General features: G+C 71.2%; 22 protein-coding genes. 19 read left to right on the plus strand and 3 right to left on the minus strand.

The window, feature by feature from the left end:
* Positions 1–28: 28 nt before the first annotated feature.
* The 8 genes from ffh to ACK4HH_RS09125 all read left to right on the plus strand — a co-directional run bounded on the left by ffh (position 29) and on the right by ACK4HH_RS09125 (position 6,562).
* Entirely contained in the window at positions 29–1,618 is a 1,590-nt protein-coding gene (gene ffh, locus ACK4HH_RS09090) for a signal recognition particle protein (protein ID WP_409650941.1), read from the plus strand.
* Between the two features lie 38 nt (positions 1,619–1,656).
* On the plus strand, positions 1,657–3,066 hold the full coding sequence (locus ACK4HH_RS09095; RefSeq protein WP_409650943.1) for an amidase: 1,410 nt from the start codon (positions 1,657–1,659) through the stop codon (positions 3,064–3,066).
* Positions 3,067–3,071: 5 nt separating this feature from the next.
* Positions 3,072–3,860: an LLM class F420-dependent oxidoreductase gene (locus ACK4HH_RS09100; RefSeq protein ID WP_409650945.1), complete on the plus strand. Its 789-nt coding sequence runs from the start codon at positions 3,072–3,074 to the stop codon at positions 3,858–3,860.
* A gap of 175 nt (positions 3,861–4,035) precedes the next feature.
* Positions 4,036–4,590 (plus strand): 30S ribosomal protein S16, encoded by a 555-nt coding sequence (gene rpsP / locus ACK4HH_RS09105; RefSeq protein ID WP_409650947.1) that lies wholly within the window; start codon positions 4,036–4,038, stop codon positions 4,588–4,590.
* 5 nt (positions 4,591–4,595) lie between these two features.
* Positions 4,596–4,835, plus strand: a complete 240-nt coding sequence (locus tag ACK4HH_RS09110; RefSeq protein ID WP_255158931.1) for an RNA-binding protein — start codon at positions 4,596–4,598, stop codon at positions 4,833–4,835.
* The gene (rimM, locus tag ACK4HH_RS09115; RefSeq protein ID WP_409650949.1) at positions 4,832–5,419 is read left to right on the plus strand and encodes a ribosome maturation factor RimM; all 588 of its coding nucleotides are present in this window, start codon (positions 4,832–4,834) and stop codon (positions 5,417–5,419) included. Before ACK4HH_RS09110 ends, rimM begins: the two co-directional genes overlap by 4 nt.
* A 10-nt stretch (positions 5,420–5,429) precedes the next feature.
* On the plus strand, positions 5,430–6,113 hold the full coding sequence (trmD, locus tag ACK4HH_RS09120; protein ID WP_409650951.1) for a tRNA (guanosine(37)-N1)-methyltransferase TrmD: 684 nt from the start codon (positions 5,430–5,432) through the stop codon (positions 6,111–6,113).
* Complete coding sequence (locus tag ACK4HH_RS09125; RefSeq protein WP_409650953.1) at positions 6,110–6,562, plus strand: hypothetical protein; 453 nt, start codon at positions 6,110–6,112, stop codon at positions 6,560–6,562. Before trmD ends, ACK4HH_RS09125 begins: the two co-directional genes overlap by 4 nt.
* Positions 6,563–6,604: 42 nt before the next feature.
* Here ACK4HH_RS09125 and map read toward each other — a convergent pair whose 3' ends face one another.
* On the minus strand, positions 6,605–7,372 hold the full coding sequence (map, locus tag ACK4HH_RS09130) for a type I methionyl aminopeptidase (RefSeq protein WP_409650955.1): 768 nt from the start codon (positions 7,370–7,372) through the stop codon (positions 6,605–6,607).
* The gene (locus ACK4HH_RS09135) at positions 7,373–8,017 is read right to left on the minus strand and encodes a TetR family transcriptional regulator (protein WP_409650957.1); all 645 of its coding nucleotides are present in this window, start codon (positions 8,015–8,017) and stop codon (positions 7,373–7,375) included.
* Between the two features lie 215 nt (positions 8,018–8,232).
* Between ACK4HH_RS09135 and rplS the strand changes: the two genes are divergently transcribed.
* The 10 genes from rplS (at position 8,233) to ACK4HH_RS09185 (ending at position 21,179) form a co-directional block, all read left to right on the plus strand.
* Positions 8,233–8,580: a 50S ribosomal protein L19 gene (gene rplS, locus ACK4HH_RS09140; RefSeq protein ID WP_255158938.1), complete on the plus strand. Its 348-nt coding sequence runs from the start codon at positions 8,233–8,235 to the stop codon at positions 8,578–8,580.
* Between the two features lie 104 nt (positions 8,581–8,684).
* The gene (lepB, locus tag ACK4HH_RS09145) at positions 8,685–9,425 is read left to right on the plus strand and encodes a signal peptidase I (RefSeq protein WP_409650959.1); all 741 of its coding nucleotides are present in this window, start codon (positions 8,685–8,687) and stop codon (positions 9,423–9,425) included.
* A gap of 10 nt (positions 9,426–9,435) precedes the next feature.
* Complete coding sequence (locus ACK4HH_RS09150; RefSeq protein ID WP_409650961.1) at positions 9,436–10,116, plus strand: ribonuclease HII; 681 nt, start codon at positions 9,436–9,438, stop codon at positions 10,114–10,116.
* A 12-nt stretch (positions 10,117–10,128) separates the two neighbouring features.
* Positions 10,129–10,452 (plus strand): DUF2469 domain-containing protein, encoded by a 324-nt coding sequence (locus tag ACK4HH_RS09155; protein WP_319015241.1) that lies wholly within the window; start codon positions 10,129–10,131, stop codon positions 10,450–10,452.
* A gap of 98 nt (positions 10,453–10,550) precedes the next feature.
* The gene (locus ACK4HH_RS09160; protein ID WP_409650963.1) at positions 10,551–13,280 is read left to right on the plus strand and encodes a hypothetical protein; all 2,730 of its coding nucleotides are present in this window, start codon (positions 10,551–10,553) and stop codon (positions 13,278–13,280) included.
* Between the two features lie 117 nt (positions 13,281–13,397).
* Positions 13,398–16,793 carry a hypothetical protein gene (locus ACK4HH_RS09165; protein ID WP_409650965.1) on the plus strand — a complete coding sequence of 1,132 codons (3,396 nt, stop codon included), beginning with the start codon at positions 13,398–13,400 and terminating at the stop codon, positions 16,791–16,793.
* A gap of 106 nt (positions 16,794–16,899) precedes the next feature.
* Complete coding sequence (locus ACK4HH_RS09170) at positions 16,900–17,253, plus strand: YraN family protein (protein WP_409650967.1); 354 nt, start codon at positions 16,900–16,902, stop codon at positions 17,251–17,253.
* A complete protein-coding gene (locus tag ACK4HH_RS09175; RefSeq protein WP_409650969.1) occupies positions 17,253–18,773 on the plus strand; it encodes a YifB family Mg chelatase-like AAA ATPase in 1,521 nt (506 codons plus the stop codon). Before ACK4HH_RS09170 ends, ACK4HH_RS09175 begins: the two co-directional genes overlap by 1 nt.
* Positions 18,774–20,210 (plus strand): DNA-processing protein DprA, encoded by a 1,437-nt coding sequence (gene dprA, locus ACK4HH_RS09180; RefSeq protein ID WP_409650971.1) that lies wholly within the window; start codon positions 18,774–18,776, stop codon positions 20,208–20,210.
* A gap of 33 nt (positions 20,211–20,243) precedes the next feature.
* Positions 20,244–21,179 (plus strand): phosphodiesterase, encoded by a 936-nt coding sequence (locus ACK4HH_RS09185; RefSeq protein ID WP_409650973.1) that lies wholly within the window; start codon positions 20,244–20,246, stop codon positions 21,177–21,179.
* Here ACK4HH_RS09185 and ACK4HH_RS09190 read toward each other — a convergent pair.
* Complete coding sequence (locus tag ACK4HH_RS09190; RefSeq protein WP_409650975.1) at positions 21,176–21,682, minus strand: MarR family winged helix-turn-helix transcriptional regulator; 507 nt, start codon at positions 21,680–21,682, stop codon at positions 21,176–21,178. The genes ACK4HH_RS09185 and ACK4HH_RS09190 overlap by 4 nt on opposite strands.
* Before the next feature lie 103 nt (positions 21,683–21,785).
* On the opposite strand from ACK4HH_RS09190, the gene ACK4HH_RS09195 reads away from it, so the two are divergent.
* A complete protein-coding gene (locus ACK4HH_RS09195; protein ID WP_409650977.1) occupies positions 21,786–23,939 on the plus strand; it encodes an MMPL family transporter in 2,154 nt (717 codons plus the stop codon).
* The last annotated feature ends 39 nt before the right edge of the window (positions 23,940–23,978 follow it).

Raw genomic sequence — 23,978 nt, forward strand, 5'->3', positions numbered from 1 at the left:
AGAGCACGCCGCCTAGAATGGGGCCACTATGGCGACCTTCGGCACTCTCTCCGACCGGCTCACAGCGACCTTCAGCGCCCTGCGCACGAAGGGCAAGCTCAGCCCGGCCGATGTCGACGGCACCGTGCGCGAGATCCGCCGCGCGCTGCTCGATGCCGACGTCGCCCTGCCCGTGGTGAAAGACTTCACGGCCGCGGTGCGCGAGCGCGCGCTCGGCGACGAGGTCAACAAGGCGCTCAACCCCGCCCAGCAGGTCGTGCAGATCGTCAACGACGAGCTCATCACGATCCTCGGCGGTCAGCAGCGCCGGCTCGAGTTCGCGAAGACCCCGCCGACCGTCATCATGCTCGCGGGCCTGCAGGGCGCCGGAAAGACGACGCTCGCCGGCAAGCTGGCGAAATGGCTGAAGGCGGATGGCCACACGCCGCTGCTCGTCGCCGCCGACCTGCAGCGCCCCAACGCGGTGCAGCAGCTGCAGGTCGTGGCCGAGCAGGCCGGGGTCGCGGTGTTCGCGCCCGAGCCCGGCAATGGTGTTGGCAACCCCGTGAAGGTCGCCAAAGACGCCATCAAGCACGCGCGTGATCGTCAGCACGACGTCGTGATCGTCGACACGGCCGGCCGCCTCGGTGTCGACGCCGAGCTCATGAAGCAGGCCGCCGACATCCGGAAGGCTGTCGACCCCGACGAGGTGCTCTTCGTCATCGACGCGATGATCGGTCAAGACGCGGTCGCGACGGCCAAGGCCTTCCAAGACGGCGTCGACTTCACGGGCGTCGTGCTGTCGAAGCTCGATGGCGACGCGCGCGGCGGTGCCGCGCTCAGCGTCGCGAGCATCACGGGCCGGCCGATCATGTTCGCGAGCACGGGTGAGGGCCTCGACGACTTCGAGCCGTTCCACCCCGACCGCATGGCGAGCCGCATCCTCGACCTCGGCGACATCCTGACCCTCATCGAGCAGGCGCAGAAGGCCTTCGATGACGAAGACGCGCGCAAGACCGCCGAGAAGTTCGCGACCGACAGCTTCACGCTCGAAGACTTTCTCGCCCAGATGCAGCAGCTCAAGAACATGGGCTCGATCAAGGGCATGCTCGGTATGCTGCCGGGCGCTCGGGGCATGCGCGAGCAGCTCGACAACTTCGACGAGCGCGAGCTCGTGCGCACCGAGGCGATCATCCAGTCGATGACGCCCGCCGAGCGCCGCGTGCCGAAGCTGCTCAACGGGTCGCGGCGCCTGCGCATCGCGCGCGGCTCGGGCACGACCGTCACCGAGGTGAATTCGCTCGTCACGCGCTTCGAGCAGGCGGCGAAGATGATGAAGACCGTCGCCAAGGGCGGCATGCCGCAGATTCCCGGCATGGGTCCGATGCCCGGCATGGGCGGCGGTGGGGGAGCCGCGACGGCCCGCAAGGCCGCGGCCAAGAAGAAGGGCAAGGGCGCCTCGAAGTCGGGCAACCCGGCGAAGCGCGCGGCCGAGGAGGCCGCTCGCGCGCAAGGGCTGAAGCCCGGGGCGGGTGCGGGCGCATCCGGCGCCGGATTCGGACTCGGCGGGGGAGCACCCGCGGGCGCGCAGCCGAGCGCGGAGGACCTCGCGACCATCCAGAAGCTGCTCGGCCGCTGATCTCCGCGTGCCCCGAGCGCGCGACGTAGGGTGATGCCATGAGCTCGCCCGACGCCGTGCACGCACCCGCTCTGACCGCTGTCGACACCGCCGCCGCCGTGCGCGCCGGCACCACGACGGCCGTCGCCGAAACCCAGGCGGCCCTAGCCCGTATCGCCGAACTCGACCCGGCCCTCGGCGCCTTTCAGCTCGTGCGCGCCGAGCGGGCGCTCGCCGAGGCCGCAGCGCTCGATTCGACGCTGGATGCGCGCGTCGCCGCGGGCGAGCACCTGCCGCTTGCTGGCGTGCCGATCGCGATCAAAGACAACATCCCCGTCGCGGGCGAGCCGATGCGCGAGGGCAGCGCGGCCACGAGCGCCGAGCCGCGACCGGCCGACCACGAGGTCGTCGCGCGGCTGCGCGCCGCCGGGGCCATCGTCGTCGGCCTCACGCGCGTGCCCGAGCTGTGCGTCTTCGGCACGACCGACTCGGTCTACGGCACGACGCGCAACCCGCACAACCCCGACCGCACCTCGGGCGGCTCGTCGGGCGGCTCGGCCGCCGCGGTCGCGAGCGGCATGGTCGCCGTCGCGCACGCCGCCGACGGCATGGGGTCGATCCGTATCCCCGCCGCCAACTGCGGGCTCGTGGGCCTCAAACCCGGCTCGGGGCTCGTGCCCGCCGACATGGGCGCGCACAGCTGGTTCGGCATGAGCGAGAACGGCCCGCTCGCGACCACGGTGGCGGATGCCGCGCTCATGCTCTCGGTCATGGCGGGTCGCCCGGCGCTCGCCGAGGTGGCGGCCCCGCGCGCGCTGCGCATCGGGCTTGCGACGGGCATCCCGACGCCGCTGGCGACACTCGACCCCGCGTGGAGGGCGGCTGCCGATCGCGCTGCCGAGACCCTGCGGGCCGCCGGCCACCAGGTCGTGGAGTTGCGCATCCCGTACCCGGCCGACCCGCTGCCCGTGCTCGCCCGCTGGTTCGCCGGTGCCGCCGACGATGCCGCGCACGACGGGCTCGACGTGCGCCGCCTCGAACCGCGCGTGCGAGCCCACGTGCGGGCGGGCCGCGTGCTGCGGCGCCTCGGCGGGCTGCGCCCCGGGCCCGTGAACCGCCTGCGCGCGCGGGTCGAGGCCGCCACCGCCGGCGTCGACGTCATCCTCACCCCGGGCCTTGCGCAGTCCGGCCCGCTCGCCGAGGGCTGGCACCGGCGCGGCTGGGTCGCCAACCTGCGCGCCAACATCGGCTACGCGCCCTACGCGGCGCTGTGGAACCTGCTCGGGTGGCCGGCCGCCGCGGTTCCGGCCGGGTGGCACGACGGCGCGCAGGTGCCGCTGAGCGTGCAGCTCGTGGCGCATCCCGCTGCCGACGGCGCGGGGGAGGCGCTGCTGCTCGGCGTCGCGGCGCAGCTCGAGGCCGTGAGCCCCTGGGCCCGCACCGCCGCCGCGTCTGCGACCGTAGGCTGAGCGGCATGACAACTCGACCCGTGCGCCTCGGCGTGCAGCTGCGGCCCCAGCACACCTCGTACGAGCGGATCCGCGATGCGGCCGCCGAGCTCGACGCCCTCGGCGTCGACGTCATCTTCAACTGGGACCACTTCTTTCCGCTCTACGGCGAGCCCGACGGCCAGCACTTCGAGTCGTGGACGATGCTCGCGGCGATCGCGGAGCAGACGACGCACGCCGAGCTCGGCGCGCTCGTCAACTGCAACAGCTACCGCAACGCCAACCTGCAGGCCGACATGGCCCGCACGATCGACCACATCAGCGCCAAGGGCGGCACCGGGCGGTTCATCTTCGGCACGGGTTCGGGCTGGTTCGAGCGCGACTACGACGAGTACGGCTACGAGTTCGGCACCGTTGGGGGGCGGCTGGATGCCCTGGCCGATGCCCTGCCGATCATCCGTGACCGCTGGTCGCGCCTCAATCCCGCCCCCACCCGCGACATCCCCATCCTCATCGGGGGCGGCGGCGAGAAGAAGACGCTGCGCATCGTCGCCCAGCACGCCGACATCTGGCACTCGTTCGCCGATGTGCCGACGCTCGAGCACAAGCTCGGCGTGCTCGCGGCGCACGGCGAGGCGGTCGGACGCGACGTGAGCGAGGTCGAGATCTCGGTCGAGATCCGCGAGCGCACGATGCAGCAGGCCGACGAGCTGCACGCCGTCGGCGCGACCCTGTTCACGCTGGGCCTGGACGGCCCCGAGTTCGACATGGCGCCCGTGCGCGAGTGGCTGAGCTGGCGCGACGGGCACCGCTGAGCCCTCTCATCGGTCTGCGGCGGCGACCTCGCCGAAAATCTGCCAGAATAGGGGGTCGAGTGCTCGCGCGCCCGACCCTCTAATCAGGCGGCGCGAGCATCCATCACGAGCTTTCGCGCCGAGTGTGCCCCACGCAGCCGGTCGCAACTCATCCCTTCACACATTTCGGAGAAACGTGGCTGTCAAGATCCGTCTCAAGCGCATGGGCAAGATCCGTGCACCGTACTACCGCATCGTCGTCGCCGACTCGCGCACCAAGCGCGACGGTCGCGCGATCGAGGAGATCGGCAAGTACCACCCCACGGAGGAGCCCTCGGTCATCGAGGTCAACTCCGAGCGCGCCCAGTATTGGCTGAGCGTCGGCGCGCAGCCGAGCCCCCAGGTGCTCGCGCTGCTCAAGCTCACGGGCGACTGGGGCATGTTCAAGGGCGAGAAGGGTGCCAAGAGCACCGTCAAGTTCGCCGAGCCCAAGGCCGCGTTCGTCATGGACGAGAAGAAGAAGCCGGTGCTCAAGCCCAAGGCCGAGAAGCCGGCTGCCGCCGAGAAGGCCCCCGTGGCCGAGGAGGCGCCTGTCGCTGACGAGGCCGCTGAGGCTCCCGCTGCCGAGGTCGTCGAGGAGGCCGCTGAGGCTCCCGTCGAGGCCCCCGCGGACGAGGCTGCCGCCGAGGCGCCTGCTGAGGCCGCCGCTGAGGCTCCCGCCGCTGACGACACCGAGGCCGAGAAGGCCTGACGACAGTGCTCGCTGACACGCTCGAACATCTCGTCAAGGGGATCGTCGATCACCCCGACGATGTCGCCGTCGTCGCGCAGAGCTCTGCTCGCGGCGAGGTCCTCGAGGTGCGCGTGCACCCCGAGGACCTCGGCCGCGTGATCGGCCGCGGCGGGCGCACCGCCAAAGCCCTCCGCACGGTCATCTCGTCGCTCGCCGACGGGCGACGCGTGCGCGTCGACGTCGTCGACACCGATCAGCTTTGAGCGCCCCCGCGCAGCAGCTGCGGGTCGGCCGTCTCACGAAGGCGCACGGCCTCAAGGGCGCCCTCAAGCTCGAGCTCTTCACCGACGACCCCGATAAGCGGTTCACGCCCGGGGCGGTCTTCACCCTGCAGGTGCCGACGAGCTCGCCGTGGCACGGCAAGACGCTCACGCTCGCCGAGCTGCGCTGGTACAACGGCCAGCCCGTCGGGTTCTTCGAGGGCGTCGCCGATCGCACCGGGGCCGAGAGCCTCGTGAAGGCGATCCTCTGGATCGACCAAGACGCCGACGAGGCCGACGAGCCCGACGCCTGGTACGACTTTCAGCTCGTGGGCCTGCGCGCGCTGCGCGACGGCGTCGAGGTCGGCACGGTCGCCCGCGTCGAGCACTTCCCCGCGCAAGACCTGCTGGTCATCTCCTCTGGTGAGCGCGAGGTGCTCGTGCCCTTCGTCAGTGCGATCGTGCCCGCCGTCGACATCGCCGCGGGCACCGTGACGATCACCCCGCCGGCGGGGCTCTTCGAAGAGCTACCCGACGACGAGCAGCCCGCCGCCGAGCCCGAGGCCGACGTCGCCCCCTCTGCCTAGACTGCAGAGCGTGCGCCTCGACATCGTCACGATCTTCCCCGAGTTCTTCGGGGTGCTCGATGTCTCGCTGCTCGGGCGCGCGCGTACTGCGGGCGTCATCGAGGTCGGCGTGCACGACCTGCGCGACCACACCCACGATCGCCATCGCACGGTCGACGACACGCCCTACGGGGGCGGGGCAGGCATGGTCATGAAGCCCGAGCCCTGGGGCGAGGCGCTGGATGCCCTGCTCACCCCGCGCAGCGTGCTCATCGTGCCCAGCCCCGCCGGGCATCCGTTCACGCAGCGGAAGGCTCGCGAGCTCGCCGAGCACGAGCACCTCGTGTTCGCGTGCGGTCGCTACGAGGGCATCGACCAGCGCGTCGTCGACCACTACTCTGAGCGCACGGAGGTTCGCGTGCTCAGCATCGGCGACTACGTGCTCAACGGCGGGGAGGTGGCGACGATGGCGATGATCGAGGCGATCGCGCGGCTCGTTCCCGGCGTCATCGGCAACCCCGAGAGCCTCACCGAAGAGAGCCACGAAGACGGCCTGCTCGAGTACCCGAGCTACACGAAGCCCGCCGTCTGGCGCGACCTCGCGGTGCCGCCCGTGCTGCTGAGCGGCAACCACGGCGCCGTCGCCGCGTGGCGCCACGAGCAGCAGCTCGAGCGCACGCGGGCGATCCGTCCCGACCTGATCGAGAAGCCATGACCGCCGGCGAGCGCATGTGGCTGTGGTCGCAGCCGCTCGTGGCGGTGCTCGCCGGTGTCGCGGGGGTCGCGGCGTGGTACCTGCAGCTCACGGGCGACCTCAGTGCGCTGCCCACACTGCAGGCCCTCATCACGGGCTCGTTCGTGCTGCCGGGCCTCGCGCTCTCGCTCACCATCAATCACGCGGCGGTGATGCTGCGGCGACCTCCGATGCTCACCGTGGGCGAGAAGCTGCTGCTCATCGTCGAGTTCGCGCTCGTCGTCGCGATCCTCGCCATCTCGCCCAGCCCCGATCTGCTTTTTCTCGGCTACCTGCTGTGGCCCCTGCTGATCGCCGCGGCCGCGACGGCGTTCGCCGCGATGGCGTCGACGACCATCCGGTCGCGCCGCCCCCGCCCCGACGAAGGGTCGACCGATGAACTGGCTCTCGAATCTTCTGGGGTCTCCTGACGACAGCCTGCTGACCGCGGGCGGGCCGTCGGCCGCGGCCTGCTAGTCGCGCGCGGTCAGCACGACCGGGCCATCGGCCGTGATGGCGACCGTGTGCTCGGCGTGGGCGGCGCGGCTGCCCGTGCGGCTGCGCAGGGTCCAGCCGTCGGCGTCGGTGTAGATCTCATCGGTGTCGGGAATGAACCACGGCTCGATCGCGAGCACCAGCCCGGGCTTGAGCTTGAGCCCCCGCCCTGGGCGGCCGTCGTTCGGCACGTGCGGATCGCCGTGCATCGTGCGGCCCACGCCGTGCCCGCCGAAATCGAGATTGACGGGGTACCCGGCGTCGGCGGCGACATCGCCGATCGCCGCCGAGATGTCGCCCATGCGGTGGCCGGGGCGTGCCTGCTGGATGCCCGCCGCGAGCGCGGCCTCGACCGTGCTGATCATCGCCAGGTCGTCGGGTCGCGGCGTGCCGACGACGATCGTGAGCGCCGAGTCGCACACCCACCCGTCGACCGAGGCCGCGAAGTCGAGCGAGAGCACATCGCCATCGCGCAGCCGGTAGTCGTGCGGCAGCCCGTGCAGGGCGGCGTCGTTGACCGAGGTGCAGATGACCTTGCCGAACGGCGAGCCGCCGAACGAGGGGTGGTAGTCGATGTAGCAGCTCTCGGCGCCCTCGGCGCGGATCATCTCGTGCGCGAGCGCGTCGAGCTCGAGCAGGTTGACCCCCACGTCAGCAGCCGCGCTCGTGGCGCTGAGCACGCTCGCGACGAAGCGGCCCGCCGGTCGCATCTCGTCGATCTCGGTGGGCGTGAGCAGCTCGATCATCTACGTCCTCGGCAGGGGGATGCGGGTGCGCAGGTAAGTGCCGCACAGGTCGCGCGTCGCTTCGATGAAGCGCGCATCCCCATTCTTGTCGAGCTGGAACGCCCGCGTGAGCAGCCCGCTCGCGATCTCGATCGCCACTTCGAGGTGGAAGACGATGTCGTCGTCGGGCTCGAAGTCGTAGGTGCGGCCCACTTGCAAGGCGAACTCGCGGGCGAGGATCGCGTTGTTGCTGAGCTCGGGACTGATGAAGCGCTGGTCGATGACGTCGCCGAAGCGCAGGGCGCGGAAACCCGGCTCGTGGCGCGTCATGTCGATGAAGGCGTCGAGGGTCGCATCGAACGACGACCACGGCTCGGGCGGCGAGTTCTCGACGCCCTGCCAGACGCGCTCGAGGTAGCGCTCCATGTTGCGTGCGGCGAGCGCTCGCAGCAGCGACTGGATGTTCGGGAAGTAGCGGTAGACGACGCCGACCGATGACCTCGATCGCTTCGCCACCGCGCTCGTCGTGACGCCGTCGATGCCGGAGTCGTCGATGAGCGTGGCTGCCGCATCGAGCAGCAGCGTGATGCGTTCTGCGCTGCGCTGCTGGATGGGCTCGGTGCGCATGACGACCTTGTCGGTCGCGAGTGCTGGTTGTGCATTCATGGTGTACCCCCTGGATCGTCCCCCGACGGTCCTTCCTTGCCTATCCGACCATCCTTTCATTGATTGGGCGCGAGCCGCACGATGTGGCATGATTTCTCTTTGTGCCTCGGCACGGCTCTGCCACAGGGGAGCCGTGGATCTGCGAGTGCCGTGCGTTTCTTCGAATTTCCCCGGAACCGCGATCGACCTGTGGCGGTTGCAGAGAGCGAATCACCATGCACATCCTCGACCACGTCGACGCCGCCTCGCTGCGCACCGACATCCCCGACTTCCGCCCCGGCGACACCGTCAAGGTGCACGTCAACATCGTCGAAGGCAGCCGCTCGCGCATCCAGGTGTTCCAGGGTGTCGTTATCGGCCGCTCGAACGAGGGCATCCGCGAGACCTTCACGGTGCGCAAGGTGAGCTTCCAGGTCGGCGTCGAGCGCACGTTCCCCGTGCACTCCCCGGTCATCGACCACATCGAGATCGTCACCCGCGGCGACGTGCGCCGCGCCAAGCTCTACTACCTGCGCAACCTGCGCGGCAAGAAGGCCAAGATCAAAGAGAAGCGCGACGCGTAGTCCGCGTCCTGCAGCACTCTCGAGGGCCTCGTCGATTCGTCGGCGAGGCCCTCGGTCGTTCCCGTCGGCAGCCGCCTAGACTGGCGGGGAGCACCTGGGGAGTCATGACAGAGCAGAATCCGCCCGCCGCGGGCACAGCATCCATCGCGGCGCCGTCGCACCGTGCGACGACCTCGCGGGGCCGCAGCGTTCTGCTGTTCCTGCGCGACGTGCTCGTCATCGTCGCCGCCGCCCTCGTCATCTCGTTCCTCATCAAGACCTTCCTCATCCGGTCGTTCTACATCCCCTCCGAGTCGATGCAAGACACGCTGCTCGTGAACGACCGCATCATCGTCAACCAGCTCGTGCCCGACGTCGTGCCGATCGAGCGTGGCGACGTCGTCGTCTTCGCCGACCCGGGCGGGTGGCTGCCCTCGGCCCCCGAGGCGCCGCAGCCCCCGCTCGCCGCGGCGGGCGACTGGGTGCTGTCGCTGATCGGGCTCAGCGCCTCCGACAGCGACGAGCACCTCGTCAAGCGCGTCATCGGGCTGCCGGGCGACCGCATCACGTGCTGCAACGACCTCGGTCAGTTGAGCATCAACGGCGTTCCCCTCGACGAGCCGTATGTGACGCTGCCGAACGGCACGACCGACGTGAGCGGGCAAGACTTTCAAGAAGACGTGCCCGACGGCACGCTCTGGGTCATGGGCGATAACCGCTACGACTCGGCCGACTCGCGGTTCAACGGCGTCGTGCCGATCGCCGACGTCGTCGGCCGCGCGTTCGTCATCAGCTGGCCGATCGACCGCTGGCAGTGGATCGACAGCTACCCAATCGTGTTCGACGGGGTCGAGCGCACCGAGTGAGCCGCACCGCATGAGCGCGGCCCCGACGCTCGAGGTCGAGCTCGCACTGTTCGCCGCCGGAGCCCCCGTTGTGATCGGGGTCGATGAGGTGGGCCGCGGGGCCATCGCGGGCGTCGTCGCGGTGGGCGTCTGCGCGATCATGCCCGGGGTGGATGCTGCGCCCGAGCGCCTTCGCGACAGCAAGCTGCTCAGCCCCGCGCGTCGCGCCGAGGTCGAGCCCCTCGTGCACGCCTGGGCGGCTGCGGTCGCGGTGGGGGAGGCGGAGCCGGCCGAGATCGACGAGCACGGCATCGTCGCCGCGCTCGGCATGGCCGCGCGGCGCGGCCTCATCGCCCTCCACGCGGCGGGCATCGATGTCGGCGCCTCGACGGTGCTGCTCGACGGAAGCCACGATTGGCTGACGCCCGCGCTCACGTCGCCCCCGCGCATCCTGACCCGCGTGAAGGCCGACCGCGACTGCGCCTCGGTCGCGGGCGCCTCGGTCGTGGCGAAGCAGTACCGCGACGCGCTCATGGTGGCCGATGACGAGCGCTGGCCGGTCTACGGCTGGAGCGGCAACAAGGGCTACGGCAGCCCCGATCACCTGGCGGCCGTCGCGCAGCACGGGGCATCGCCCCGGCACCGCGTCACGTGGTTGCGCCAGCCCTCGCTGCTCGAGGGGCTCGACTCGGCCCCGGGCGCGACGGTCTAGACTCGACTAGCCATGGACGACGAAGAATTCGACGACTACGACCGCGAGGTCGAGCTCGCCCTCTACCGCGAGTACCGCGATGTCGTTTCGCAGTTTCAGTACGTCGTCGAGACCGAGCGACGCTTCTACCTCGCCAACGAGGTCGAGCAGGTCGTGCGCGACATGGGCGGCGACTTCTACTTCGAGCTCACCCTCACCGACGTGTGGGTGTGGGATGTCTACCGCGCCGACCGCTTCGTGAAGAGCGTCAAGGTGCTGACCTTCAAAGACGTGAATGTCGAAGAGCTCGGCAAGAAAGAACTCAAGCTGCCGAAAGAGCTCGCGCTCGACGAGTAGACCGACAGTTTCGTCACACGTTCGAAACGTCTTCGGGTTAGCCTGATGGTTGGCGTGCCCCCGCGCGCCGCGTTTCTCTCACCCGAGGCAGGAATCCCGTGTCGCTTTCGCGCCGTTCACCCCGTCGACCCTGGGCGGCAGCCCTCGCCGCGCTCGCGATCGTGGCCTCGTCGTTCGCCGTCGGTGCGACGGCGGCCAACGCCGCCCCTGGCGCGCCGTCGATCACTACGCCTGTCGACGGGTTCGAGACCGTTGCGACCACCTTCACCGTCTCGGGTGATCTGGCCGACAGCATCGACCAGGTGGTCACGGTCTCTGCTCGCGTCAACGGCGTGCTCTCGACGACCTGCAGCGTGTCCGTCGCCTACTTCGACACCACGTACAGCTGTGACATCACCGTGGCAGGCCCCGGTCGGTACGTGCTGACCGCGACCTCGTACGACGCCTTCGACGCCGAGCAGGTCTCTAGCCCGGTGAGCAACGCCGTCACCGTGACCGTCGGGGGCACGGCGCCGGCTCTGCTGGGCTACTCCGAGTCGGGCACCGCGTGGTCGAGCGTGTCGCCGGCGCTCTCAGGCACCGGCCCGGCCTTCGGCACGGTCGAGGTCGAGATCCTCGCGAGTGAGGGCTCCACCACGTACTGCGTGGTCGAGGTGCCGGCATCGGGCCAGTGGTCGTGCTCGCCGACCGGGAATCCCTTCTGGACCTGGGGCGACGTGGAGTTTCGGGCATACGGCTACGACGTCACCGGGGCGTCGACCGCCGACGACCAGATCGTCGGCGAATTCGTGCCGCCGGCCCCGACGAGCGGTCTGACGCTCGGCCCCGCTCGCGTCTCGTTCACGGCGCAGGGCAGCCCCGACACCTTCTTCGAGACCCGTGTCTACCGGGCGGTGCTCAACGGCGAGGGCTCCAGCTTCACGCTGCGCGAAGAGTGCTCGGCCGAGGGGCAGCCGCCGGTCATCGAGTGCAGCGTCACCGGGTTGCCGGCTGGCATCTGGAACTTCTACACGGTGCAAGACTTCGAAGAGCGCTACGTCTCGACCCTCGATGAATACGTGCGCATCCCGTCGACGCCGACAGGCTTCGCCGCGACCGTGCTCACCGACCAGCAGGTGCGATTCTCTGGCGAGGGCCAGCCGGGCTTTCGGGCGATCGTGCGCGATGCCGACGGCGGCGGGGTGTGCTCTGCGACCGTGGGCCAGAGCGGTGCGTGGCAGTGCGTCGTGGCTTTGCCGGTGGGCACCCAGAGCTTTCGTGCACTGCAGCAGTCCGTCGGGTTCGACACCGCCGACTTCTTCGTCAGCTCGGACCGCTCGCTCAACGGGTTCTCGGCCTACACGTCATCGCGCACCGTGACGATCGCCGCGCCCGTGCCGCCGGCGCCGCCCGTGGCCGAGCCGACCCCGCTGCCCTGGGTGCTCGAAGGCTACGACGGTCAGCCGCTCACTCCCGGCCAGCAGTTGAGCCTGACCGCATCGGGGCTTCCGGTCGGCACGGATGTCGTCGTCGAGATCCGCTCGACGCCGCAGGTGCTCGGCTCGACCGTGGTCGGCGAGACCGGCGCCTTCGCGCTCGATGTCGTCGTTCCCGCCGACCTCGAGCCCGGTGACCACACCCTCGTGGCGATCGCGACGCCGCCCGAGGGCGTCGCCTCGCCCGTCTCGATCCCCGTCTCGGTGCTCTCCGCTCCGGCCATCGATCCGGCGAAAGAGACCGTCGACTCCATCGCCCCCGCGAAGAGCGACGCTGCCGTCTCGGGCGACGGAGGATCAACCGGTGGTGCGACCGATCGCTCCGATCCCGCGGCTCCCTCGGCGATCAGCGACAGCATCCCGACGATCGATCGCATCGTGCGCACGCCCCTGCTCGCGATCGCGGCGGGCGGCATCGCGCTCGCGATCCTGCTGCTCGTCGCCTTCCCTGCCGAGCTGCTCAACAGCACGCTCGCCTCGAACTCGCGCCGCCTCGGCCGCTGGTACGCGGCGATCGAGAACCGGGTCGAGCGCGCGACCGAGTGGTTCGCCGCCGTCACTCGCACGCGGGCGCTCGCGGCCGCCGTGCTCGTCGTGCTCACGGCCCTGATCTTCGGGTTCGTCGACCCCGAGTACGGCTTCGACGCCGTGTCGGTGCGCATGACCCTGTCGCTCGCGATCGGTCTGTTCATCGTCACCTACGGGGCTTCGTGGATCAGCGGGGTCATCATCCAGCGGGTCTGGAGCATCCCGACCCGCGTCAGCCTGCAGCCCGCGGCGCTCGTCTTCGCCGTCGTGGGTGTCATCGTGGCGAGACTGCTCGAGTTCTCGCCCGGGTTCTTGATCGGCCTCGTGATCGGGCTCGATCTGCTCACGCGGGTCGGGGCGCCGCACCGGGTGCGCGCCACGCTCACCAACATCGGCGTCATCGTCGGTCTCGCGCTGCTGGCCTGGGTGGGCTTCTCGATCATGGCGGCCTTCTCGTCGGGCGACCCGACCGTCGTCGGCCTGCTCGTGAGCGACGCGCTCGTCGCGACGACCGCCGAGGGCCTCACGGCCGCGCTCGCCGCGCTCATGCCGCTCGGCTTCTTGCAGGGTCACGAGATCTTCCGACGCTCGAAGCCGCTGTGGGCCGCGGTGTTCGCGGGGGTCGCCGCACTCTTCGCGCTCATCGTGCTGCCGACGGCGGCGGGTGAGCAGGGCGAGGTCGCCGATGTCGGGTTCTGGATGCTCGTGATGGTGATCTTCGCGATCGTCGCGTTGTCGCTGTGGGCCCTCTTGCACTTCACCGACCGGGATCGCGGCGACGACGACGACGCGCTGCTCGAGCCTCAGGAGGCTGCCACGCGGTGACCCGGCGGAACTGCCGGGGACGCGTGAAGATTTCCTCATGCGTTCCCGGGTTTCCCGGGTTATCCTGACCGCGTCGGCGCCGACCCGAAAGCGCCCCCGTCTTCGAGGCTGATACGCATGTCGGTTTCCCCCCTCTCGGTGCGGCGCGCGCTCGCGGCGGCCGCGGTCGTCGTTCTCGCCGCGACCGGCGCCCTCGTCGCCACGTCGGCGGCGCCGGCCTTGGCCGCGCCGCCCACCATCCAGGGCCCGCTCGACGACACGCAGGGCATCTTTTCGGTCGACGTCATCCCCGTCGACAACGGGCTCGAGCAGACCATTCGGGTCTACTACCGCTCTGTCGAGACCGGCGTGACGACCGAGGGGTGCGTCGTGGTCGTCACGACCGACCCCGATTCGTGCACCGTGCTCGTGCCCGAGGGCGCCTACGGCTTCTACGACCTGTTCGCGATCGCGACCGACGTCAATGGCGACAGCCCGGCGAGCAACACCATCAGTTCGCTGCGCTACGGGGCCGCGGCGTCGCCGACCTCGCTCGATCTCGCAGCGCCCCTCGACAGCGCGGCCGACCCGATCCCGGTCGCGAGCGACGGCACCGTGGTGATTTCGGGGCTCGCGCCCGCCCTCGGCACCGTCGAGGTGCTGGGCTACCGCGTCGACCTCGGGGTGGGCACCGAGTCGTCGCTCTGCCTGACCTCGGCGCCCGTCGCCGGCACCTTCTCGTGCCCGACGACCTTTCCCACCTTCGGCGAGTGGGAGCTGCGGGTCGTCGCGACCGACGTTCAGGGCGGCACGGTCGAGCTGCCGGGGGGCGGAGCGACCATCAGCGTCGCGACCACTCCGACCGAGCCCGATGTGACGCTCACCCCCGGCGCGGCCTCGGTGACCACCCAGATCGACGGGCTCGCGAGCGCGACCGTCGGCGGGCGGCTCGTGCTCGACGCCTTCGGTGCCGCGGTCGCGGGGGGCACCTGCCCCGCGAGCTGGGACGGCACGACGGGCAACCCCTCGGTCGAAGGGCCGAGCGTGTCGTGCGGGTTCGCGGGGCTCGTGCCGGGCATCCACCGCGTCGAGGCGCTGCAGTTCGCCGACGGTGTCACGAGCGTGACGCGCGACGACGTGGTGCTCGTTCCCGCGACCCCGACGCTCGTCGTCGACCCGTTCCCGGGCGGGGCGTTCCTCAGCGGCACGACCGACACCCTGCAGACCGAGCTCGCGGCCGCGGGCGCGCGCGTCGACGGCATCGACGTCGTTGTTCGCGATGGCGCGGCGCAGCCCGTGTGCGTCGCCACCGTCACCCTCGGCACGGGCGAGTGGTCGTGCATCGCCGAGGTCGAGTCGGGCACCGAGCTCTTCACCGCGACGACCGAGGTCTCGGGCTTCGCCGACGACCCCGGCGTCGCCGGGGCCGCCTCCGGGTACGCCGCGGCCGTCTCGACCACCTCGGCGGGGGTGCCGACGACGATCCCCGCGCGCGTCGTGCCGCCGGCCCCCTCGATGTCGTACGGGCTCGGGCCGGCGTCGATCGACGTGACCGCCGTGGGTCAGGCCGACTCGGCGGTGGGGGTGCGGCTCTACCGGGTCGCCCAGTTCCCCGGCGATGCGTACCTCTACGGTGAGCCCGTCGACTCGTGCGGCGTCATCATCGACAGCAACTGGGAGGGTCCGCCCGTCGTGACCGAGCCGTCGATCATCGACGACTGCCGCTTCAGCGGTCTCTCGGCCGGCATCTGGAACGTGTACTCCTCGCAGTACTACTACTTCGACGAGAGCGCCTACCGCGACCACTACGTGCTGATCCCGCCCGTGCCGACGATCTCGGAGGTCGCGGCGCAGGGCGGCCAGATCGTCTCGAGCGGGCAGGGCGAACCCGGCTACCGCGTCACCGTGCGCCAGCTCGGTGCCAGCGCGTCGTGCGATGCGACCGTGGCGGCGGACGGAGCCTGGAGCTGCACGATCCCGAACGCCGGGGGAGAGGTGCTGCTGCGGGCCCAGCAGCGTTCGCAGGGATTCGTCGCGACCCCGCCCGCTCCGGGGCTCGTCGAGTCGTACGACGGATTCTCGGCTTTCACCGCGCCCGTCTCGGTGCCGGTTCCCGTCGTCGCGGCGCCCGAGCCCCTGGTCTGGACGCTCGAGGGCTACGACGGCAGCCCGGTGCTGCCCGGTCAGGTGCTCTCGCTCTCGGCGCAGGGTCTGCCTGCCCAGACCTCGGTCGACGTCGAGATCCGCTCGACCCCGCAGCAGCTCGGCGCGGGCGCCGCCGACGATCTCGGGCTCTTCGCGCTCGACGTCACGATCCCGCTCGACCTCGAGCCGGGCGAGCACACGCTCGTGGCCACCGCGACGCCGCCGGGCGGCGTCGCCTCGGTCGTCTCGATCCCCATCACTGTGCTTCCCGCCGAGACCGATGACGACGGCACCCCCGTGCCACCCGCCGCCGCGCCCAGCGAGGGCTCGGGCGGGTCGGGGTCGGCGGTCGACCGCTCGGATCCGGCGGCCGCCTCGGCGCTCAGCGACAGCATCCCCACGATCGATCGCATCTTCCGCACGCCGCTGATCGCCCTCACCGCCGGGGGCCTCGCGCTCGCGATCCTGCTGCTCGTCGCCTTCCCGGCCGAGCTGCTCAACAGCACGGTCGCGGCCAACTCGCGGCGGTTGGGTCGCTGGTACGCCGCGATCGACGACCGCGTCGAGCGGGCCACCGAGTGGTTCGCGGCGATCACCCGCACGCGGGCGCTCGCGGCCGCGGTGCTCGTCGTGCTCACCGCGCTCATCTTCGGCTTCGCCGACCCCGACTACGGCGTCGACCCCGTCTCGCTGCGCATGACGGTCTCGCTCGCGATCGGCCTGTTCGTCATCACCTACGTATCGGCCTGGATCAGCGGGGCGATCATCCAGCGCGTGTGGAGCATCCCGACGCGCGTGAGCCTGCAGCCCGCGGCCCTGCTCTTCGCGGTCGTCGGTGTCGTCATCGCGCGCCTGCTCGAGTTCTCGCCCGGGTTCCTCGTCGGCCTCGTGATCGGCCTCGACCTGCTCACGCGCGTCGGCGCGCAGTACCGCGTGCGGGCGACGCTCACGAGCATCGGCGTGACCGTGGGGCTCGCCCTGCTCGGCTGGGTCGGGTACTCGATCGTGACGGCCCTCGCGACGGGCGAGCCGACCGTGCTCGGCATGCTCGCGACCGACGCGCTCGTCGCGATCGCGGCCGAAGGCCTCACGGCGGCGCTCGCGTCGATGCTGCCGCTCGGCTTCTTGCAGGGGCACGAGATCTTCCGCCGGTCGAAGGGCCTGTGGGCGGGCACGTTCCTTGTCGTCGCTACCCTCTTCGCGCTCGTCGTGCTGCCGACCGCGTCGACGACCGAGGGCGAGGTCGCCGATGTGGGCTTCTGGATGCTCGTCATGGTGATCTTCGCCGCCGTCACCCTCACCCTGTGGGCGGTGCTGCAGTTCACCGGCCGCGACGACGCCGAGGCCGACGACGAGCCCGTCGAGCAGCCGACGGCTGCCGCCCGCTAGAACGCCCTCCCTCACACCCGGCCCCCGCCTCCGCCCTACCGTCACGCCGGGCGGGCGGGGGCCGAATCGCCCCGCGCCTGCGCCATGCTCCTCGGCGGGAGGCGACATGGCACGCAAAGACGAGCTCGGCCGCAGGGGCGAGCAGCTCGCGGTCGAGCATCTGAGCAGCGAGGGCTACACCATCCTCGATCGCAACTGGCGGTGCGCGATCGGCGAGATCGACATCATCGCGCAGCACGGCCCGACGACGGTCGTGGTCGAGGTCAAGACGCGGTCGGGGCTCGGCTTCGGGCACCCGCTCGACGCGGTCACGCCGCGCAAGCTCGCACGGCTTCGGCGCCTCGCCGGGGCGTGGTGCGCGGCGACGGGGCGGGGCGCATCCGCGCTGCGCATCGACGTCATCGGCGTCACCGCCTCTCGTGAGGGCACCGTCATCGATCACGTGCGGCAGGCCGGCTGATGGCCGTCGCGCGCACGCTCGCCGTCGCCTTGCACGGCGTCGACGGCGCCCTCGTCGAGATCGAGGCCGACCTCGCGAACGGGTTGCCGGCCTTCACGATCATCGGGCTTCCCGACACCTCGCTCGGCGAGGCGAAAGACCGCGTGCGGTCGGCCGCTGCCAACTCGGGGTGCGACCTGCCGAGCCGCAAGCTCACGGTCAACCTGTCTCCCGCATCGCTGCCCAAGCACGGTTCGGGCTTCGACCTCGGCATCGCGGTGGCGGCGCTCGCCACGACCGGCGTCGTGAGCCCCGCGGCGATCAGCGAGGTCGTGCACCTCGGCGAGCTGTCGCTCGATGGGCGGCTGCGTCCGGTGGCGGGCGTGCTGCCCGCGGTGCTCGCGGCGCGCCGAGCGGGGGCCCGCGCGGTCGTCGTGCCGAGCGGCAACGCCGACGAGGCGGGGCTCGTGCCGGGCATCCGGGTCATCGGGGCCGCCTCGCTGCGCGACGTGCTCATTCGGCATGGGGCGATGCTCGACTCCGTGCCGGTCGAGCCGCTTGGCTCGCCCGAGCCGCCGACCGCAGCGATCGAGTCGGGCGATCTCGCCGATGTCGTCGGCCATCCCGAGGCGGTCGAGGCCCTGCAGGTCGCTGCAGCGGGCGGTCACCACATGCTCATGCTCGGCCCGCCGGGAGCGGGCAAGACGCTGCTCGCCTCACGGCTGCCGGGGCTGCTGCCCGATCTCGAACCCGACGCGGCGGTCGAGGTGTCGTCGATCCGCTCGCTCGCGGGCCTGCCCCTCGGGTCGTCGCTCGTCACGCGTCCGCCACTCGAAGCCCCGCACCACAGCGCCACTATGGCCTCGCTCGTGGGCGGCGGAAGCGGGCTCGTGCGCCCCGGTGCGATCTCGCGGGCGGCGCATGGCGTGCTCTTTCTCGATGAGGCGCCCGAGTTCTCCGGGGCCGTGCTCGACGCCCTGCGGCAGCCGCTCGAGACCGGCGAGATCACGATCCATCGCGCGCGAACGGTCGCCCGGTTCCCGGCGCGGTTCCAGCTCGTGCTCGCCGCCAACCCGTGCCCCTGCGGGCAGGGCGGTGGTGACGAGTGCACGTGCACCCCGATCATGCGCCGTCGCTACCTCGGCCGGCTATCGGGCCCCCTGCTCGATCGCATCGACCTGCACCTCACCGTGCGCCGCGTCTCGGTCGCCCAGATGACCGAGGGCGGCCAGGGCGGCATCACGACCTCGGTGGCGCGCGCCCGCGTGATCGACGCCCGGCTGCGTGCCCGCGACCGATGGGGCGAACACGGCTGGTCGCTCACGGCACACGTGCCCGGGCCCGCGCTGCGATCCCCGCGCTGGAGGCTCGCGGCGGCCGACCGCGCCGCCCTCGACCGCGCGCTCGAGCGCGGCGCTCTGACCATGCGCGGCTACGACCGCGTGCTGCGGGTGGCGTGGACACTCTGCGACCTCGACGGGGCCGACCGTCCGAGCGCCGATCACCTCGGTCGAGCGCTCTACTTGCGAAAGGGGATCTGAATGAGCATCTGGGGCATCGACGAACACCGCATCGCGGCGGCGGTCGCCGCCGTCCGTCCGGGCGGCGACGCCGAGTGGGCCGAGGCGGCTGACGAGCGGCAGGTCGAGTGCAGAGGTCCAGGCGATCCGGAGATCGAGACCGGCCAGGGCAGCGAACCCGATGAGCTCGACGAGCCGAGCGTGCTCGACGCCCTCTTCGCGCGCGCGATCTGGAGCGTGCTGGCCGAACCGGGAGACACCGTCGCCGGAGCGCTGATCGCGGCGGTCGGGCCGGTCGCGGCAGCACGCCTCGTGATCGACCGCGTCGCGCCCCTGACCATCACCGAGGCGACGCGCGGCGAGATCGACGTCGATCGGGCGCGCGACGGGTTGCTGCGCTGGACAGAGCGCTTGCGGGCCGCCGACGTGCTGCGCAGCCTCGAGAGCGCTGCCCGGTGCGGCGCCCGCATGCTCGTCCCCGGTGACCCGCACTGGCCCGAGGGCGTCGATCGGCTCGGCGATGGGGCGCCGGTGCTGCTGTGGACCCGAGGCGATGTCGAGCTCTTGCGTCGCCCGGGCGTCGCGATCGTGGGGGCGCGTGCCGCCACCGGCTACGGCGAGCACGTCGCGATGGAGCTCGCGGCAGGGCTGTGCGCGCGAGACGTCGTTGTCGTGTCGGGCGGCGCGTACGGCATCGATGGCATGGCGCACCGCGCCGCCCTCGCGAGCGGGGGAGCCACAATCGCCGTGCTCGCGGGCGGTATCGACCGCTTCTACCCGAGCGGGCACGAAGCCCTGCTCACGCGCGTCGTCGATCAGGGCTTGCTCGTCGCCGAGGTGCCGTGCGGCACCCCGCCGACGAAGTGGCGCTTTCTGCAGCGCAATCGACTGATCGCCGCGCTCTCTGCCGCGACGGTCGTCGTCGAGGCGGGCCGCCGCTCGGGTTCTCTCAACACGGCGAACCACGCTCTCGAACTGGGTGTGCCGGTCGGCATGGTCCCCGGGCCGATCACGAGCGCCGCGAGTGCCGGATGCCACGCCTTCCTGCGCTCCGAGCCCACGACGTGCGTCACGAGCGTCGCCGAGATCATGCAGCTCGCCTTCGGCGACGACGGCGTGCTGCCGGTGCCCGAGCCCGTGCACGCCATCGGGGCGGGTGGGGCGGGTGGGGCGGGCGACGTCGGTGATGCAGACGATGGGCAGCGCGACGGCGCCGCACCCCGTGCACGGCGAGACGACCCGATGCAGGTGCGCGTTCTTGATGCGCTCCGACCCCGGCGCGGCCAAGAACCCGCCGAGATCGCGCGGTCCGTCGGCGAGAGCACCGCGCGCATCCGGGCGGCGCTCGGGGTGCTCGAGCTCGACGGCCGGGCGTCGCTCGGTGACGACGGGCTCTGGCGCCGCACACCGCCCGTGCGCGTGCAGCCGTCGCGCCGCGTCACGGCCGACGTTTCCTGAACCCCGTCGAGCGGGCGCGGGTAGCCTGGAGGCATGACGCAGATGGGGCAGTATCCACCGGCCGGGCATGTGCTCGTGCACATCTCCGACACGCACCTGCTCGGCGGTGGTCGCGCACTGTACGGCACGGTGCCCGTCGAAGAACGACTCGCGTCGGCGCTGCGGCGGCTCGAAGCGAGCCAGGTGCGCCCCGACGCGCTCGTCTTCACGGGCGACCTCGCCGATCTCGGCGAGCCCGACGCCTACGTTCGGCTTCGCGCGGCGGTCGAGCCGGTCGCGGCTCGCCTCGGCGCCGAGATCATCTGGGTCATGGGCAATCACGATGAGCGGGCTCCCTACGCGTCGCTGCTGTTCGACGAGCCCGAGAGCGATGCGCCGCAAGACCGCGTCCACGACATCCGCGGCCTGCGCGTGATCTCGCTCGACACGACCGTTCCCGGATACCACCACGGCGAGATCTCGCGTGAGCAGCTCGAGTGGCTCGCGGGCGTGCTGGCCAAGCCCGCGCCGCACGGCTCGGTGCTCGCCGTGCATCACCCTCCTGTGCCGACCCCGCTCGAGGTCATGGCGGTGCTCGAGCTTCATGACCAGCCGGCGCTCGCGGAGGTCGTGCGCGGCACCGATGTGCGGCTCATCCTGGGCGGGCACCTGCACTACTCGACGCACAGCACGTTCGCCGGCATCCCCGTGTCGGTCGCGGCCGCCACGTGCTACACGCTTGACCTCGGCGCCGATGCCGCCCGACTGCTCAGCGGCGTCGACGGGGGTCAGTCGTTCGACCTCGTGCACGTGTACGACGCGCAGGTCGTCACCTCGACCATCCCGCTCGACGCGTTCCCCGAGGTCACCGGCTTCTCGGTCGAGTACCGGCCCATGATCGACGCGATGGCGCCGGATGTCCGGCTCGAGCAGCTCTCGAGCAAGTCCTCGCACCTCAACCTCAACGAGGCCGCGGCGAGCGACGTCTAGCGCGGTGGCGCGTCGGGCCGCCACCCGCGCGCCCGCTCCGTCGACCCCGCGTGATCGCGGTAGGCGCCGACGACCCGCTCCAGGTAACGCGTGATCGTGGCGCGCTCATCCTCGTCGAAGTCGTGGATCGCGCGGTCGACCGCCGTGATCATGGGGATGAGCCGGCCCATCGCCCGTCCGACCGATGCCGGTTCCGGCACGACGATCGTGCCGCGTCGATCCGCGGGGTTCGGGGTGCGATGCACGTGCCCGAGCGACTCCAGCCGGTCGATGACGGACGTGACGGCCGCCGACGACAGCTCGAGCCGCTCGGCGAGGGCCGTCGGGCTCATGGGCCCCGCAGCGATCAGGTGCTGCATGGCCGTGAGGTCGGTGGCGTTGACGGCGAGCTCGTTACCGAGCGAGCGCTCGAAGTCGCTCGTCACGTCGAGGAACTCGCGCAGCAGCAGCGTCGCGGCGTGGGATTCGCCGAAGCTGGGAGTCTGCTGATCCGATTGGCTCACCGCCTCAGTCTACCGCTATCTTCTTCGAGAGTCGAATATCTCGATGATCGAGGTAAATGCTTCCACCCCTTCCCCGCACACCCCGCATCCTCAGGAGCCCCCATTGATCGCGATCACGCGCTTCATCACCGCCGCTCGAACGTCGTGGATCGTCCTGGTCGTCGGCATCGCCGCGACCGCGGCGCTCTTCGTCGCCGCCGGCTACCAGAGCGCTGACTCCGCGCCTCCCGTCGGCCTGCCCGACACGGCCGAGTCGGTGCAGGCGGCGGCGCTGCAAGAGCAGTTCGCCGACGACGACGCCACGAGCGGCATCTTGGTGTTCGGGCGTGAGAGCGGCGAGCTGAGCGACGACGACCTCGCGGCGATCACCGAGCGCACCGTCGAGCTCGGCGAGATCGCGCTCGACGGCTTCGTACCGCCGCCGACGGTGTCGGACGACGGCACGACCGCCCTCGTCGTCGTGCCGCTGTCGATCGAAGAGAGCGTGTCGACCCAGTCCGAGCGCGCCGACGAGATCCGGGCGATCGCGTCCGACGGCCTGCCCGACGGCGTCGTGGTCTGGTTCACCGGCGCCGAAGGGTTCCTCGTCGACATCTCGGCGGTGTTCGAGGGCGCTAACTTCGTGCTGCTCGGGGTGACCGCCCTGGTCGTGGCACTGCTGCTCATCATCACCTACCGCAGCCCCGTGCTCTGGATCGTTCCCCTCGCCGTCGTGGGCGTGGCTGACTTCATCGCCGGGATCGTTGCTCGCCTCGTCGCCGACGCCGCCGGCATCACCCTCGACGGCTCGGTGACCGGGATCCTCTCGGTGCTCGTCTTCGGTGCCGGTACCAACTACGCCCTGCTGCTCATCGCGCGCTACCGCGACGAGCTGCGGCTGCACAGCGACCGCCGCGAGGCCATGGCCATCGCGCTGCGGGGTGCCGGCCCCGCGATCATCGCGAGCGGCTCGACCGTCGCGCTCGCCCTCGCCACGCTGCTGCTCGGCGAGCTCTCGGGCAACCGTTCGCTCGGTCTCGCCGGCGCGGTAGGAATCGTCGTCGCCATGGCCTACGCGCTCATCGTGCTGCCGGCGGCGCTCGTCGTCTTCGGCCGCTGGCTGTTCTGGCCCATCGTGCCGCGCTTCGGCTCGCCCGACACGGTCTCGCGCAGCCCCTGGGGCAAGCTCGGCCGCGCGGTCAGCCGGCGCCCGGTGCTCGTCGCCATCGCGGGCTTCGCGGTGCTCGGAGCGCTCGCCTCGGGCCTCACGACCCTCAACGTCGGCCTCTCGCAGAACGATCGCTTCATCGTCAAGCCCGAGGCCGTGCTCGGCCAGGAGCGCATCGCTGAGGCCTTCTCGGCCGGCAGCACGGCGCCCGCGGCGGTCATCGTTCCCGTCGGCGATCTCGACGAGGTGCTCGATGGCGTGCTCGAGGTCGAAGGCGTCGTCGAGTCGCGCCCCGGCCCGGCCAACGACGACATCGCGCAGATCGACGTGGTGCTCGACGCCGACCCCGAGAGCCAGCGCGCGTTCGAGATCATCGCCGAGCTGCGGCTCGCGCTCGACGAGCTCGGTGACGGCTCGGGCCTCGTGGGCGGCATTGACGCCGAGGGCCTCGACCTGCGCGACGCCCAGCAGCGCGATCAGAACCTCGTCATCCCGCTCATCCTCGTGCTCGTGCTCGCGGTGCTCATCGTGCTGCTGCGCGCGCTGCTAGCCCCGCTGCTGCTGCTCGTCGCGGTCGTCGCGAGCTACTTCAGCGCCGTCGGCATCGGCTCGATCCTGTTCGCGACAGTCTTCGGGTTCCCCGGCGTCGACACGACGGTGCTGCTGTTCAGCTTCTTGTTCCTCGTGGCGCTCGGAGTCGACTACTCGATCTTCCTCGTGACGCGGGCTAAGGAGGAGGTGCCCACGCTCGGCACGACCGAGGGCATGGTGCGTGCGCTCGCCGCGACGGGCGGCGTCATCACGAGCGCCGGAATCCTGCTCGCCGCCGTGTTCGCCGTGCTCGGGGTTCTGCCGCTCATCACGCTGACCCAGATCGGCGTCATCGTGTGCATCGGTGTGCTCATCGACACCCTGCTCGTGCGCACCGTGATCGTGCCAGCGATGGCGTTCATTGCGAAAGACCGCTTCTGGTGGCCGCGCCGACCCGAGCTCACCGATGCCGAGGCGGCCGAGCGCGGCGCCGACGGGCGTGCGGCGCGCATGCCCGAACCGGCCGAGAGCGGGGCGGACTCCTCGACGCGGCAGCCCACGACGCCGGCCGCGGTCTAAGCCCGCGGCGAGCATCCGGCATCGCGACCGTGCGCGTCA

Source organism: Microcella sp., assembly GCF_046296455.1.
Taxonomy (GTDB): domain Bacteria; phylum Actinomycetota; class Actinomycetes; order Actinomycetales; family Microbacteriaceae; genus Microcella.